The organism is Flavobacterium ammonificans, from assembly GCF_020886115.1.
Classification (GTDB): Bacteria; Bacteroidota; Bacteroidia; order Flavobacteriales; family Flavobacteriaceae; genus Flavobacterium; species Flavobacterium ammonificans.
The window spans coordinates 1,780,414-1,793,956 of the sequence record NZ_AP025185.1 but is presented as its reverse complement, the minus strand read 5'-3'; the positions used below and the strand labels follow the sequence as shown (position 1 = coordinate 1,793,956).

Genomic DNA, 13,543 nt, shown 5'->3' with positions numbered 1-13,543 from the left:
ACTGAAATGAGAAAAAAGATTGTTGCAGGTAACTGGAAAATGCATAAAAACGCTGAGCAAACAGAAGATTTATTGAATGATTTAATTGCAAAAGTACCAACTGATTGTACTGCACAAGTAATTGTAGCTCCAACTTTTGTTAACCTAGCTTCTGCTGTAGATCATTTAGAATTCACTAACATTGATGTAGCTGCTCAAAACGTTCACCAAGCTGAAAGTGGTGCTTTCACTGGAGAAATATCTGCTGATATGTTGAAAAGCGTTGGTGTAAACACAGTAATCCTTGGACACTCTGAGCGTAGAGCAATTTTCAATGAAATAGATGCTTTAATTGCAAATAAAGTAGATGCGGCATTGGCTCACGAAATGACCGTAATTTTCTGTTTTGGTGAAGAATTAAAAGACCGTCAGTCTAACAATCATTTCAATGTGGTAGAAAATCAATTGAAAGATGGTTTGTTCCATATTAAAGCAGCTAGTTGGGAAAATGTAGTGTTAGCTTACGAACCGGTTTGGGCTATTGGAACAGGAGAAACTGCATCTCCAGAACAAGCACAAGAAATGCACGAATTCATTAGAGAAACTGTACGTAAATCTTTTGGTAGTGATGTAGCTGAAGACGTTTCAATCCTTTATGGAGGAAGTGTAAAACCTGAAAACGCAAAAGAAATTTTCTCTAAACCAGATGTTGACGGAGGTCTTATTGGTGGAGCTGCTTTGAAAGCAGATGATTTCGTAGCTATTATCAACGCAATCTAAATTTTAGAATTCGAAAATACAGAAAGAGGTTTGTTCATTCAAACCTCTTTTTTTTTGTTTTGATTGGTCACAATAAATAAAGAGAAACTGTACATTTGCAAAAAAATAAAACATGTCAAATAGTTATATCGGATACCATTTTACTATTGAACCAAAAGAACTAGGTTCAGAAATTCTAATTGCCGAATTAGGAGAAAAAGCATTTGAAAGTTTCACAGAAACTGAAACAGGCATTGATGCTTTTGTACAAAAAGACTTATGGGACGAAAATATACTTGATGATGTTTACATTCTTCAATCAGAGGAGTTCAAAATCGACTATACTTTCGAGGAGATTGAACAAGTCAACTGGAATGAAGAATGGGAGAAAAATTTTGAACCTATAGAAGTAGATGGAAAATGTCATGTTCGCGCTCCTTTCCACCCAAAAACAGATGCCGAGTTTGATATTGTTATTGAACCAAAAATGAGTTTTGGAACAGGACATCACGAAACTACTCACATGATGATTCAGCATTTACTAGAAATGGATATGAATGGTTTAAAAACCTTAGACATGGGATGTGGAACTGCAATCTTAGCTATTTTAGCTGAAATGAAAGGCGCACAACCGATTGATGCTATTGACATTGACAATTGGTGCTATTTGAATTCGATTGAGAATGCCGAACGTAACCATTGCCAACACATTAGCGTCTATGAAGGAGATGCCGCTTTACTACAAGAAAAAAAATACGACTTGATTATTGCTAACATCAACCGAAATATTCTATTAAACGATATGCAATCGTATGTAGATTGTTTGAATCCTGGAGGAACTATTTTGTTTAGCGGTTTCTACGAAGAAGACATTCCGTTTATTGATGGTTCTTGTACTGAAAAAGGCTTAACTTTCATCAAAAAATTCCAAAGAAACAATTGGGTTTCGTTAAAATATGTAAATTAGTATTGTAATTACCAAAGTACAAAACCTACCCTCAAATGAGTACTAAAGAAAAAGTAAGAGAACGAGTTCGTACCCAAGAAACGACAACTGCCAATAATGAAATTGTAGTGTACAATGACGATGTCAATACTTTTGATCACGTAATTGAAACTTTGGTTCGCGTATGTGATCATACTCCAGAACAAGCAGAACAATGTTCGCTAATTATTCATTACAACGGTAAATGTACAGTCAAGACAGATATCTATGATAAACTAAAGCCACAATGCATTCAATTATTGGCAGCAGGGCTAAGTGCTGAAATCATCTAATCTTATATTTTTTTTCCTTTATTCAAAAAACAAGCGGTTTTATTTTATATTTGATAAAATAATTGACTTGTATGAAAGAATATGCTGCTATTTTAGTTTACGCAATGCCGATTTTTTTGGTATTGATTATCATTGAAAAATTGTATGGATATTACAAAGGAGAAGATACAGCTCCCTTAATGGATTCTGTATCAAGTATTAGTTCTGGAATAATAAACTCATTAAAAGACGTCTTGGGACTAAGTGTGACTCTATTATCTTACGAATGGATGTCAATTCATTTAGCATTATTCCAACAAGAGGTTTCAATTGCTTCTATATTAATTGCTTTTATTGTAATTGATTTTTATGGCTATTGGTCGCACCGTTTATCGCATCAAATCAATTTTTTATGGAATAAACACGCTATTCACCATAGTAGTGAAGAATTTAATCTATCTTGTGCTTTACGCCAAAGCATTTCAAGTTTTGTCAATCTTTTTACTTTCCTTTTATTACCAGCAGCTATCGTAGGAGTTCCTGCCAAAGTGATTGCTATAACATTGCCAATTCATTTGTTTTTACAGTTTTGGTACCATACCAAGCACATTAAGAAAATGGGGATTTTAGAAAAAATAATTGTGACACCATCACACCATCGTGTACATCATGCCATCAATCCAGAATACATGGATAAAAATCACGGACAGATTTTCATTTTTTGGGATAAACTATTCGGAACATTCCAAGAAGAGTTAGACGATGTACCAGCTGTTTTTGGAATCACAAGACCCGCTCAAACTTGGAACCCATTCCGTATTAACTTTCAACATCTTTGGTTATTAATTTCGGATGCTTGGCGCGCTGAGAATTGGAAAGATAAACTGACTATTTGGTTTCAACCAACTGGTTGGCGTCCGGCTAATTTTGAAGAAAAATATCCAGTTGCTAAAATCACTAATGTATATCAATTTACAAAATACGGTTCGCAACATTCAAAGCTATTATTGTACTGGTCTTTATTTCAACTATTTCTAACCTTAGGATTAGTAAGTATTCTATATCTTTCAATTGCCAATCTAAGCTTAGAAAATATTTTCATCTATGCTTTCTTCATCTTTATCAGTGTGTATAGTTATACCGAATTAATGGATACAAATAAATATGCCATGCTATGGGAAACCATTCGTTTTACTTATGGTACAGGTGTAGTTGTTGCGTTAGGAAATTGGTTTCAAATTGATCAACTCATTCCATACGGAACCTATTTAGTAATGGCATTCATTAGTATTTCATTTTTTGGAACTTTGTATTTTGTAAGTACCGATTTCAAGTCAGAAAAATTAGCAATAGCATAACTATTTTGAAATATGAAAAATAAAACCGTATTGTTTATTTATTTAGGATTTAGTTTCCTCTATTTAGCTATAACTGCACTAGAGCAAGAAGAAATGTCTCGTTTAATGAAACCCTTTTTACTTCCCTTTTTACTAATTGCGGTATATGTGTCAGAAAAGTTCAAAACTAAGTCTACTCTTTTAATTGCGTTGACTTTTTCATGGATTGGTGATATTGTTTTATTATTTGCTAATAAAGGGGAACTCTATTTTATAATTGGTCTAGTAGCATTCTTGATTTCTCATGTATTTTATATCGTGCTTTTTAACCAACAAGCGGTAACTGCATCCATTTCCAACAAAATTAGTTTTGGAGCCGGAATAGGACTTATTTTACTTTATTTTTTTGGAATGATAACTACATTAGGTCCGAAGTTAGGACCGCTTACTGTGCCTGTTATAGTGTATGCTGTTGTAATTAGCAGTATGTTGTATTTTGCATTAAAAGGAAGTTATCAATGGGCTAAAATACCCTATCAATCCGTATTAATTGGTGCAATTCTATTTATTGCTTCTGATAGTATTTTAGCATTTAACAAATTTTACCAAGCCATTCCATTTGCTTCCTTTTTAATTATGGTTACTTATTTGGCAGCTCAATATGGTATTGTTTGGGGAATTTTAAATTTAAACCAAAAAAAATAGCATTTTCTAATTCAAGAAAATGCTACTCAATAGTAAATGGATTGTTATTTAGTGTGGTAATTTTTTCTTCAAAATTCCATACAAAGTAGTTCCAATCAAAGCACCTATAAATACTACAATTACAGGTAGAAATCCAGCTCCTAATAAAATAAAGATCGGTCCTGGACAAGAACCTACTAATCCCCAACCTAATCCAAAAAAGATACCTCCAAAAATATATCGAGCGGTGCTGTTGTCTTTATCCTTAATTACAATGGCAGAACCATCTAATGCTTTTATATTATTCCTTTTAATAAGTTGAATGCCAATAATTCCTGTTGCAATGGCAACTGAAATAATTCCATACATATGAAATGATTGAAAATGAAACATTTCATAAATGCGGTACCAAGAAACTGCCTCTGATTTGGTTAAAACAATCCCGAAAACAAAACCTACAAGTAAAAATTTAAAATATTTCATAATTTAAAAAATTAGAGGTAAAATCAAATGTGCCATAATCAATCCGCCAATAAAAAACCCAATCACGGCTTTCAATGAAGGAAGTTGTAAATTACTCAATCCTGAAATAGCATGTCCAGAAGTACAGCCTCCAGCATAGCGCGTTCCGAAACCAATTAAAATTCCACCAATTAATAAAATGAAAATACTTTTAGGTGATTCAAATATTTGATTTCCAAAAAGAGCATCGGGTGCTAACTTTCCATCAGGAGCATCAATTCCAAGTGTAGACAATTGATAAACCGTAGCTGGATTTATCGTAACATTAGTTGGATCACTCATAAAGTTAACGGCAACAAATCCGCCAAGCATAGCGCCTAAAACTACCATCAAATTCCATTTATTGGTTTTCCAATCAAAATTGAAATAAGAAACTTTTTTACCTAATCCTGACATGGAACAAAGTGTTTCTAGATTGGATGACATACCGAATTGTTTTCCGAAAAAAATCAAACTTAACATAATCAAACCAATTAGAAAACCTGAAACATACCAAGGCCAAGTTTGAAAAAATACATTCATAATTATTTAATTAATTTCTGTAAAAATAAGAATTCTTATTGGCAATAAAAACAATTAATTTGGGCATAATTATTGTTATTTTTAACAAGCCTACAAAGTTCTATTTATATTTGTTGGAGTTTTGTAAACAGTTTTGGCATTTAAAACTTTATAAATTATGAAAAAAATTATATCTATTTTAAGTATTTCAATTCTACTAAGTTCCTGCGTAAGCACTCGATCTACCTTAAAAAATGTCGATGATTCAGCTCCTGACCTAGTAGTAAATAAAGACAATACATTTGTCATTAGAGAATTCAGTACAGATAAAAAATACGGCTACGACAAAGATTATCCTATCAATATATTTTACAAAACTAGTGCTACCGATGCCAACCAAGATCGTTTTTTAAATGCTTTGGCTGGGCCAAGAGGAGAAAAAATAACCTACACTAAACTGGGAAGTTGCTGCCCCTTCCCTACTAAAAGAAGTGATATGGGTGCTGGTTTCTTAGATGTTTACGAACTAAAATGGGAAGGACAAACGAAACCAATTGTATTGTATATTAACATTTACGAAAAAGGAATTGTAAAAGTACCCCTTGGACTAAGGCTTAGAAATAAATAATGGAATTATATCAAAACAAAAAGAGCACCAATTTGGTGCTCTTTTTTATTCATCACAAATGCTTTACTGTACTTGAAACAAAGCATTACTAAATAGCAGGATTCCATTTTCCCAAAATCCTCTAAACAAAGGATTGTCTATCATATAAATCAAAGTTCCTTTGTTCTTTTTCTCTACTGCAAACGTAACCGTTTCAGCTAATTGCTTCTTCAATTCATGTCCAATAAAACCATAACTTCTGTAGTTTTTAGGAACATAAATCACATTAGAGGCATTCGTCAATAAGGAATATTTTCTTGCATCCGTTTTCAAACTAAAATAATTGGAACCTAATCCAAATGCCAATGGATGAGAAGCATCTATCGAATTTTCGATAATTGCTCCTGGAATAGAAGATGAAATTAATCTTCTTTCATGATTGTGGTAATCTAGCAAACGACTCTTAAGTTCTTTTTCTTTGGCAGCATTTTCAGATTTTGTTTTCTCTTCATCCGAAGCAAAAACACGTAAAGCATAACTTTCTGTTTTCTCAAATTGGCTCAATGCCTCATTCATAGCAATTACCTTTCCTCCTTTTGCAATCCAATTTTCTAATTGTTTGCTAAAATCTTCAGAAAAGTTATAATTTCCATCCGCCAAAATTAGCGTATTGTATTCTGACCAATCTATTCTTCCTACATTACTAACATCTACAATACTCGTTGGATATTGAATAACTTCGTCTAAATAATGCCAAACCGCTCCAAACTCTGTTGGATTTACTCCTTTTCCTGACAACAATAGAATTTTTGGCATCTTAATTAATGAGAAGTTTTCTCCACCTAAATCACGTGCATTCACTGAAAAACCTGAAGTTAAGTAATTATAATCCGCTTTTGATTGAATTAAATCACCTACAGTTTTTTCAAAGTTAGTTATGGTTGGATTGTCCCCTTTACTAACAATCAATCCGCCAGACTCAACAATAACATCTCCGAAAACGGCTTTCTGTGCTGCTGTTCTCACTTTTATTCCGTTTTGAAGCAATTGAGAAACTATCTTTGCGGAAGTTCTATTATTCCAAGGAATATGAAAGGCGTATACTTTTTCTGGTGCATTGAATTGCTTTTTCTCAATCGCAGCTTTGGTGCTTAAAGCCACACTATTTTTTAACGCATATCCTTCTAATCCATAAGCCAATGGCAAATCCCAAGCCGTGATATCATAAGACAAACTATCATTCAATTTTTGGTTGGGTTCAAATAAAACTTGGGTCATTACACCTCTTGGTTGATCTGCCTTGATGATTAAATCATTTGGCTCGATAGAAAATGTATTGTCTTTTTTGGTTTTATAATTGTATCCAATGTTTTTTTGACTAGCATTGGCGTACGAATATTCAATTCCATTTTTCTTTAATAATTCAACTAATTGTTCCGACTTCGGATTGTTCTTCATCACATAAGTGGCATATACTCCTTTGGCTTTTTTTCTGGAATTAGTCATAAAACCTCTAAAACCTTTTAACAATTGATCCGACTGATTAGATGCCGTTTCAATTATGGTCAAAACTGCTTTTGCATGATGAGTTAATCGATCTTTAGTAGTTAAATGAGTTCCGTTAGCTAATTTAATTTCGCGACCAGCTCCTATCCCCCCTTGCTCCAAAGTCATACCAACCGCTCCATTATAGGTTGGATACGTATCTCCATAACTTGGATAAAACAAATCAAAACGTTCACGCGTATTGTACAACCAGTTTTCTTTATCAAACTTGGCTGCGATATTTTTTCCAAGAGAAAAATGAAAGTCTTTTTGGTATTGGTCAATAAATTCATGCAACGGCTCCGCAGATGGTGGAAAAAAATACGGAGATTCATACCCCATTTCGTGAATATCTGCGTGAACTTGTGGCATCCATTGATTGTATAACGCAATTCGCTTTTGAGATTCAACTTGTGTTTGCCAAGCCCAGTCTCTATTCAAATCAAATACATAATGATTGTATCTTCCGCCTGGCCAAACTTCCATATGTTCTCTATCAGACAAACCTGGATGGGTTTTCTTTCCTGAAATTTCACGCAACCAATTAGCATAACGAGATTGACCATCAGGATTTTCACAAGGATCTAAAATTACGATTGTATTTTTTAACCATTCTTTGGTTTCTTTATTCGCAGGATTTAATAATTCATATGCCACAGTCATAGCACTTTCCATCCCAGCATATTCATTTCCATGCACACTAAAACTAATCCAAACAATCAGCTTATCGCCAATTTTCTGATTTTGTTGATTGGAAAGACCAATAGCGCTCAAATTATTTTTCCTAATTTGATCCAAATTAGCCAAGTTTTCAGGAGTCGAAACAAAATAAACATTCAGGTTTCGCTCTTCATTGGTTTGACCATAGACCTGGTGTTTAATCAACGATGACTCTTTAACTAAATGACTAAAGTAGGCTTCAGCTTGATGGTGAAATGTAATTTGTTTGCCATAATTAGGCAAAAATTCAGAAGGAGATTTAATTTGAGCTTGTGAGTGTAAACCATACAAAAACAAAAAAGAAATCAAAAAAATAGATTTTTTCATAGGAATAGTAAAACTAATTTATAGAATATCAAATGTAGATATATTTAGAATATACATACAAAAATTAAAATTTGAAATGCAATAATTACGATTAATTAAAAATATCATTGTTAAATCAAATTAATTATCAAAATATTTCTAATTATTTTTATAATTTTGAGAAAAGTTTAATTTTTATGGAAGAATGTATTTCTGTTTTCGATATGTTGAAAATCGGTGTTGGACCATCGAGCTCCCACACCTTAGGTCCGTGGAGAGCTGCTGAACGTTTTTTAGCAGAACTTCGAAAAGAAAATAGACTAATTCAAGTTAGCTCCATACGAGTAGATTTATACGGTTCACTTTCGCTTACAGGCAAAGGACACGCAACTGATTTAGCAGTAATGCTAGGACTTAGTAATCAAAATCCAGAAACAATTCCAGTTGAAGACATCAAAGGAATTACAGATCAAATTATAAAAGAGAAAAAAATTAATTTAGGTGGAGAAAATACAATTGAATTTGATCCAAAAACTGCAATTGTTTTCAACAAAAACTTTCTTCCTTTTCATTCTAACGGTATTAAATTTTCCGCTTTTTTCAACGAAAATGATCATTATGAAGCCACCTACTATTCTATTGGAGGAGGTTTTGTTGTCGTTGAAGAACGAGTGAATGCGAAAAAGAAACAAGCCATCAAATGTGCTTTTCCGTATATTATAAATAATGCAGCCGACTTACTACAGTTTGCTACATCAGAAGAAAAATCAATTTCAGAAATCGTTTATGAAAATGAAAAATCAATGCGTTCTGAAAATGAGATCCATGAAGAACTGCTACGTATATGGAACACAATGCTAGAATGCATGTATTTGGGTTGTCATTCTGAAGGTGTTTTACCTGGCGGACTCAATGTTCGAAGAAGAGCTTTTGATATGCACCAAGATTTGATTGGACTATCGAACTATGATTCGCCACAAACTTGGTTAGAACAAATCAGAAAAACAGATGTAAAATTCCGCCAAATCTTAAAATGGGTGAGCTGTTTTGCTTTGGCTGTTAATGAAGTAAACGCTTCCTTAGGCCGAGTAGTGACTGCACCAACTAACGGAAGTGCTGGAGTTATTCCTGCTGTTCTGATGTATTATATGGTGATTGAAAACCACCAAGCAGGAGAAAAAGAAGTCAAACAATTTTTATTAGTTGCTGGAGAAATTGGCAGTATTTTTAAACAAGGAGCCACTATATCAGCTGCTATGGGTGGTTGTCAAGCAGAAATTGGCGTGTCATCCGCTATGGCTGCGGCAGCTTTGTGCGAACTGATGGGCGGAAGTCCGAGCCAGGTTTTAATTGCTGCCGAAATTGCGATGGAGCATCATTTGGGATTAACTTGTGATCCAATAGAAGGCTTGGTACAAATTCCATGTATTGAAAGAAATACAATGGGTGCAATTAAAGCGATTAATGCTGCTGAATTAGCATTGGCTACTGATCCAAAAAATGTAAAAGTTCCTTTGGATAAAGTAGTAGATACCATGTGGCAAACGGCCAAAGACATGAACTCTAAATACAAAGAGACTTCTCAAGGAGGATTAGCAGTAGCTGTAAATATGTCGGATTGTTAGAATTCGAAACACAAGCTGGAGGTGAAAAATAAATTGGATGTAGTGTTCATTGTACTAGTAGTAAACAAATTGTTTTCACTACTAAAATGACGTAATTCGGTTCTAAATTTAGTTTTGTCATTCAATAGATAATCCAAGTTCATAGAAAAACCAACAGTTTTAAATTCATCTAAAGTGGCGATGAGTACATTGTGTTTGTCTTGATAATACTCTGCTCTGAATGCGGTTTGCCATTTCGGGCTAATGGTATATTGAGAAATTACTACTGGACTATACCACAACTTTGTTGAATTACCGACTTGACTTTTATTTTGCAAACCAAAATCAAATCCTACAATAGTTCGCCATCGCGAATCCCATTTTTTATCCCAATACAAATTACTAAAATAGCGAGGGGAAAAATCAATCCCATTAAATTCTTCTCCTACAAATGTACTCCAATTGAACAAAGAGTTATTTGCGGTAGTATATACCAATTGAGTACCTATTGAAGGAGTCTGTTTATTATCAGCACGACTAATTCTTTGCCATCCGTTAGTTATAAAAATTGAAAAATTTAATCGCTCACTAAGCGTATTATTGTACTTTATACCAGTCATAAAATAAGGAGAATTTTCGGCTAAAATAGATCGTGTAAGTGTCAAGTTGGTAGCAGTAGCCGCAGACTCAAATCCAATATAACTTGGCATTATTCCAACCTCAATTGAATGCTTTTTTAGATTATCCAAATACAAGCCTATAAAGGCTTCGTTGATGTATTTTATTTTCTCATTAGCATAATTATCATCTACATAGGTTCCCGAATGAAAAGCAATACTGGCATAAGTATTATCGTAATCTACTTTAGCACGAAGTAATCCAAGGTTCAGATTAACTTCGTTATGCCTATTGTAATTGTACATAAACGGCAATTTTGATTCAGAACCACTAGAATTAAAATCATAAGCATAGTAGGTTTCTACAAACCCTGATAAAGTAATTGCAAACTTTTTGTCATTTTGGGCATTTAAAATTAATCCAAAAAAAAGGAGCCCTTTTAAAAAAATAGATTTCATTTCAGTGGTGTAATATTATCCTAAATTAAAGCATAAATTGGGTTTACATATATATAATCAAAATTACTTTCGCCTGGTATCTATTAAATACACAATCTTCCAGAGTCCATTATCCTTGAATAAAGTAAATGCATTTACTCCTTTGTGGCTCAACTTATTGTTCACATAAAATTCGTAAGGTGTCCATACGTGAGCCATAGCGCCATCTACTTGAATAGAATAATCCAATAGTCTTTCTTCAAAAAGCATCGTGCTAGGAATTGAAGCAATCGAACGATAAAAGTCTTGAGGAATTTGATTCTTTAATTGAGTACCTTTTGAAGATTCGGCAATAGATTGTAAAATCATATTCTCAGCACAAACCGATTTAATTATTGTAGAGTCTTTGGCATGAAAGCCTTTAAAAAAAGTAACGATTACGCCTTTTACTTCCTCGTTTTGAGAATATAATGAACTGGAAAATACAAGTAATAAAACAAATACAATTCTTTGCATAGCACTAAATAATTAAACAAATATCAAATTAAACAATAATTCTACAATGTAGAGCTAAAAAAAATTGATTTTATTACCTTTACCGCAATTAAACACATTACTATGTCTGTCGCAAAAAAAGATTACAAAAGAATTACTACAAAGTCATTAATTGAAATGAAAGCCAATGGCGAAAAAATTTCAATGCTTACTGCCTATGATTTTACTATGGCGAAAATAGTAGATTCGGCCGGAGTTGATGTAATTCTCGTGGGAGACTCTGCTTCCAATGTAATGGCAGGACACGAAACTACCTTACCAATTACTTTGGACCAAATGATTTATCACGCATCATCTGTAGTTAGAGCAATTGAACGTTCATTAGTAGTGGTTGATTTGCCTTTTGGAAGCTACCAATCAGACTCGAAAGAAGCACTTCGTTCAGCAATTCGAATTATGAAAGAAAGTGGCGGTCATGCTGTTAAATTAGAAGGTGGAAGTGAAATTAAAGATTCTATTAAAAAAATATTAAACGCCGGAATTCCAGTGATGGGGCATCTAGGTTTAACTCCTCAATCCATATATAAATTTGGAACCTACACTGTTCGTGCCAAAGAAGATGCTGAAGCTGAACAACTAATGGAAGATGCTAAAATGTTAGAAAACTTAGGGTGTTTTGCAATAGTTGTAGAAAAAATTCCAGCCCATTTAGCTGAAAAAGTAGCCAAAAGCATTTCTATTCCTGTCATCGGAATTGGTGCTGGCGGTGGCGTTGACGGACAAGTATTAGTTATCCATGATATGTTAGGGATGAATAACGAATTCAGTCCGCGTTTCTTGAGACGCTATATGAATTTATACGAAGGAATGACTTCGGCTATAAGTCAATATGTAGACGATGTTAAATCATCTGATTTTCCAAATGCTAATGAACAGTACTAGTTTAGATTGTTAGATTGTTAGATTGTTAGATTATTAGATAGTTAGATAGTTAGATTGTTAGATATTCAGATTTTTGGATTCTTAGATATTTAAGAATACTAGGTTAGAAGAAAATTGAGTTTTTATTTAAAAGATAATTAGGGTTTTATGCATCGATTTAAAGATCTAGAGATTTGGAAAAGAAGTAGAATTTTTTGTTCCAAAATATATGCTGAAACCGCCAACTTTCCTGAGAATGAAAAATTTGGAATAACTAATCAATTGCGAAGAGCTTCTGTTTCAATACCATCCAATATTGCAGAAGGTTTATCAAGAGCATCAAACAAAGAATTTTCTAGATTTCTCGAAATTGCAATTGGTTCGGCCTATGAAATTGAAACTCAATTATTAATTTCTAATGATTTAAAATTTTTAGAATTTGAAACATTGGAATCACTATTAAATGAGTTAGAGGAAATTATCAAAATGATTTCGAAATTTAGGTCTACTCTAAAAATCTAATCCTCTAAAAATCTAAATTATCTCAATGAAAATCGTTTCTAATAAATCCAACCTACAAGTGCTTCACGAAGACAATCATCTTATCGTAGTGAATAAACGCGTGGGAGATATTGTGCAAGGCGATAAAACCGGCGACAAACCCTTAAGTGAAGTGGTCAAAGAATACATCAAAGAAAAATACAACAAGCCCGGTGAAGTTTTTTTAGGAGTGGTGCATCGTTTGGACAGACCTACAACTGGTATCGTAGCTTTTGCACGAACAAGCAAAGCGCTATCACGAATGAACGAACTTTTCAGCAACAGAGAAACTCAAAAAACCTATTGGGCAGTTGTCAAAAACAAACCTGAGAAATCTAAAGATAAGTTAGTTCATTATCTTAAAAGGAACGAAAAAAACAATACTTCTAAAGCACATCTTAAAGAAGTTCCTGATAGTAAATTGGCTAGTTTAGAGTATCAAATTATCAAAGAACTCAACAATTATACTGCTTTAGAAATTGAACTGCATACGGGAAGACATCACCAAATTAGAGCACAATTAGCTGCTATTGGTTCGCCAATTAAAGGCGACTTAAAATACGGATTTGACCGAAGTAATCCCGACGGTGGAATACATTTGCATGCAAGAAAGCTTTCTTTTATTCACCCTGTTTCCAAAGAAGCTTTGACTATTGTTGCTCCTACTCCAGATGATGTGATTTGGAATGCTATCTAATTTTATTTAGAGAA

Annotated in this window: 15 protein-coding genes; 10 read left to right on the top strand and 5 right to left on the bottom strand. The window is 33.4% G+C overall.

The window, feature by feature from the left end:
• The first annotated feature begins 6 nt into the window (after positions 1-6).
• The 5 genes from tpiA (at position 7) to LPC20_RS07900 (ending at position 4,037) form a co-directional block, all read left to right on the top strand.
• The gene (gene tpiA, locus LPC20_RS07920; protein WP_229324212.1) at positions 7-759 is read left to right on the top strand and encodes a triose-phosphate isomerase; all 753 of its coding nucleotides are present in this window, start codon (positions 7-9) and stop codon (positions 757-759) included.
• 112 nt (positions 760-871) lie between these two features.
• Entirely contained in the window at positions 872-1,705 is an 834-nt protein-coding gene (gene prmA, locus LPC20_RS07915) for a 50S ribosomal protein L11 methyltransferase (protein ID WP_229324210.1), read from the top strand.
• Positions 1,706-1,740: 35 nt separating this feature from the next.
• Positions 1,741-2,016 (top strand): ATP-dependent Clp protease adaptor ClpS, encoded by a 276-nt coding sequence (locus LPC20_RS07910; protein WP_229324208.1) that lies wholly within the window; start codon positions 1,741-1,743, stop codon positions 2,014-2,016.
• A gap of 71 nt (positions 2,017-2,087) precedes the next feature.
• Positions 2,088-3,353: a sterol desaturase family protein gene (locus LPC20_RS07905; protein WP_229324206.1), complete on the top strand. Its 1,266-nt coding sequence runs from the start codon at positions 2,088-2,090 to the stop codon at positions 3,351-3,353.
• Between the two features lie 12 nt (positions 3,354-3,365).
• A complete protein-coding gene (locus LPC20_RS07900) occupies positions 3,366-4,037 on the top strand; it encodes a lysoplasmalogenase (RefSeq protein WP_229324204.1) in 672 nt (223 codons plus the stop codon).
• A 48-nt stretch (positions 4,038-4,085) separates the two neighbouring features.
• Here LPC20_RS07900 and LPC20_RS07895 read toward each other — a convergent pair whose 3' ends face one another.
• Positions 4,086-4,499 (bottom strand): DUF6691 family protein, encoded by a 414-nt coding sequence (locus tag LPC20_RS07895; RefSeq protein ID WP_229324202.1) that lies wholly within the window; start codon positions 4,497-4,499, stop codon positions 4,086-4,088.
• 3 nt (positions 4,500-4,502) lie between these two features.
• Positions 4,503-5,060, bottom strand: coding sequence for a YeeE/YedE family protein (locus tag LPC20_RS07890; protein WP_229324199.1), 558 nt, complete (start codon positions 5,058-5,060; stop codon positions 4,503-4,505).
• Positions 5,061-5,217: 157 nt separating this feature from the next.
• Between LPC20_RS07890 and LPC20_RS07885 the strand changes: the two genes are divergently transcribed.
• On the top strand, positions 5,218-5,667 hold the full coding sequence (locus LPC20_RS07885; protein WP_229324197.1) for a 2-dehydro-3-deoxyphosphooctonate aldolase: 450 nt from the start codon (positions 5,218-5,220) through the stop codon (positions 5,665-5,667).
• A gap of 63 nt (positions 5,668-5,730) precedes the next feature.
• On the opposite strand, the gene LPC20_RS07880 is transcribed toward LPC20_RS07885, so the two are convergent.
• Positions 5,731-8,238: a M14 family zinc carboxypeptidase gene (locus LPC20_RS07880; RefSeq protein ID WP_229324195.1), complete on the bottom strand. Its 2,508-nt coding sequence runs from the start codon at positions 8,236-8,238 to the stop codon at positions 5,731-5,733.
• 176 nt (positions 8,239-8,414) lie between these two features.
• Between LPC20_RS07880 and LPC20_RS07875 the strand changes: the two genes are divergently transcribed.
• Entirely contained in the window at positions 8,415-9,842 is a 1,428-nt protein-coding gene (locus LPC20_RS07875) for an L-serine ammonia-lyase (protein WP_229324193.1), read from the top strand.
• On the opposite strand, the gene LPC20_RS07870 is transcribed toward LPC20_RS07875, so the two are convergent.
• Positions 9,839-10,897, bottom strand: coding sequence for an outer membrane beta-barrel protein (locus tag LPC20_RS07870; RefSeq protein WP_229324191.1), 1,059 nt, complete (start codon positions 10,895-10,897; stop codon positions 9,839-9,841). The genes LPC20_RS07875 and LPC20_RS07870 overlap by 4 nt on opposite strands.
• A 63-nt stretch (positions 10,898-10,960) precedes the next feature.
• Positions 10,961-11,392 (bottom strand): nuclear transport factor 2 family protein, encoded by a 432-nt coding sequence (locus tag LPC20_RS07865; RefSeq protein ID WP_229324188.1) that lies wholly within the window; start codon positions 11,390-11,392, stop codon positions 10,961-10,963.
• 102 nt (positions 11,393-11,494) lie between these two features.
• Between LPC20_RS07865 and panB the strand changes: the two genes are divergently transcribed.
• The 3 genes from panB (at position 11,495) to LPC20_RS07850 (ending at position 13,529) form a co-directional block, all read left to right on the top strand.
• Positions 11,495-12,313 carry a 3-methyl-2-oxobutanoate hydroxymethyltransferase gene (gene panB, locus LPC20_RS07860; protein ID WP_229324186.1) on the top strand — a complete coding sequence of 273 codons (819 nt, stop codon included), beginning with the start codon at positions 11,495-11,497 and terminating at the stop codon, positions 12,311-12,313.
• 147 nt (positions 12,314-12,460) lie between these two features.
• On the top strand, positions 12,461-12,814 hold the full coding sequence (locus tag LPC20_RS07855) for a four helix bundle protein (RefSeq protein WP_229324184.1): 354 nt from the start codon (positions 12,461-12,463) through the stop codon (positions 12,812-12,814).
• Positions 12,815-12,839: 25 nt separating this feature from the next.
• Positions 12,840-13,529, top strand: coding sequence for an RluA family pseudouridine synthase (locus LPC20_RS07850; RefSeq protein ID WP_229324182.1), 690 nt, complete (start codon positions 12,840-12,842; stop codon positions 13,527-13,529).
• The last annotated feature ends 14 nt before the right edge of the window (positions 13,530-13,543 follow it).